General features: G+C 45.5%; 2 protein-coding genes and 1 pseudogene. 2 read left to right on the top strand and 1 reads right to left on the bottom strand.

Going from position 1 to position 1,525, the window contains the following annotated elements:
* On the top strand, nucleotides 1-756 hold a 756-nt coding region (locus tag LH47_RS14580), incomplete at its 5' end, for an Rpn family recombination-promoting nuclease/putative transposase (RefSeq protein ID WP_052585067.1).
* 194 nt (nucleotides 757-950) lie between these two features.
* Here the strand turns inward: LH47_RS14580 and LH47_RS14575 are convergent.
* Nucleotides 951-1,262, bottom strand: coding sequence for an HNH endonuclease (locus tag LH47_RS14575; RefSeq protein WP_052585066.1), 312 nt, complete (start codon nucleotides 1,260-1,262; stop codon nucleotides 951-953).
* On the opposite strand from LH47_RS14575, the pseudogene LH47_RS15775 reads away from it, so the two are divergent.
* Nucleotides 1,257-1,525, top strand: a pseudogene (locus tag LH47_RS15775) (IS66 family transposase); the annotation flags it as partial. The gene LH47_RS14575 and the pseudogene LH47_RS15775 sit on opposite strands and share 6 nt — an antisense overlap.

The raw sequence follows: 1,525 nt of genomic DNA, 5'->3' as shown, positions 1-1,525 counted from the left end.
ACAGAAGACGGTAAGACTGGACGGTTAGATGTCATCGTTCGCACAAACCGCGGCGAGCGCATTCACGTTGAAATTCAAATCATCCCACAATACGGTATGCCCGAACGGCTATTGTATTACTGGGCAAGGTTGTTTTCATCTTCACTATCGAAAGGAGAACGGTACGACATCCTCCCTCCAACGATTATGATCGCCATCTTAAATTATCCCCTTTTCCCACATGAAACAGATCGCTTCCATACCGTTTTTCACATTCGTGAAGACGAAGAACAGTTTCTTTGGAGCCATCACCTTGAATTTCATGTACTCGACTTGTCACAATTTATGGTAAAATGGAAGAAATATCGGAGAGAAGTGAAACAGTCACCGGAATGGCCATGGCTAACGATGTTGTCGGCTGTCGATGGACGAACGAAAAAAATGGATGAAGAGATGTTTCGTGAATTGGAGGGAATAGCCATGACAGAACAAGACATTTTAGAAGCGCTAGAAGAATGGCAAAACTTAAGCGTCGACCCCGAAAACCGCTACGCGTACGAAATGCGGCTGAAATGGCTCCTTGATCAACTCTCAAACATTCGCGGCAGTCGGGAAGAAGGATTGAAAGAAGGATTGAAAAAAGGCTTAGAACAAGGTCGAGAAGAAGGAAAAAATGAAACGATTCGAAAAATGGTCGAAAAAGGAATGAGTATAACAGACGTTGCCCATATTCTCGACATGACAGAGGAGGAAGTACGGGAGAGGTTGGGGGATTAGCGAACGGTGTCGGGTGCTGTTCAACTATGTTGTGTCCCTCTTTGTCCCACGTCAATGATGTTGCACAGGTGATTGGAGAGCGATCAGAAAATCGATTCGCTGTTCAAATACGTCCTGGATTAAACCATCGAGAAGAAGTATTAAAATAAAAACCGCAGCGTTGCCTCATTGGCAGCACTGCGGTTTTTCTCTTACTAGCGATGCTCATTTCCTCCTCCCCAAAGGGAACGGCCGCCTGTATGTCCAGTTTGTTCATGAATGTCTTCATCGACTAACTGTAAAAGGCCAGGTTCTTCGTTATGATGCCAAGTATAGCCTTCTGGGTTTTGTCCATTGGCAAGAGCTTGTACATCAGTTTGCGATAATTCTAATTGGTGGGCAAGGCTTGGATTCTCTTGAATCGCTTGATACAATGTATCGTTCGCCAGTTTAAAATGAACCTTATCGCTTTCTAAATACAAATCTTCGGCAATAATTAGCGAACGGTGCCAGGCACTGTTGTTCATGTCGCGTGCACATCGAAATATACATACTTGGCTCCTCACGCTTCTCGTGGAAAAAAAGCGACCGATGATATCGGGATTCTTCCCCGATATGAAGGGACGATGATGCACGATGCGTTCGGTACGTATCCGAAATACACACATGCCACCCATGCCCTTTGTCATGCCCATCATTTGCGTGAGTTAAAAGGATTCATCGAACAAGGGCATACGTGGGCGATGCGCATGACCACGTTTCTGTTAGCCGCCAAGCAAGCCGTCGAAGC

The sequence above is a fragment of the Anoxybacillus thermarum genome, from assembly GCF_000836725.1.
Lineage (GTDB): Bacteria > Bacillota > Bacilli > Bacillales > Anoxybacillaceae > Anoxybacillus > Anoxybacillus thermarum.
This window is presented reverse-complemented; position numbering and strand designations above follow the sequence as displayed.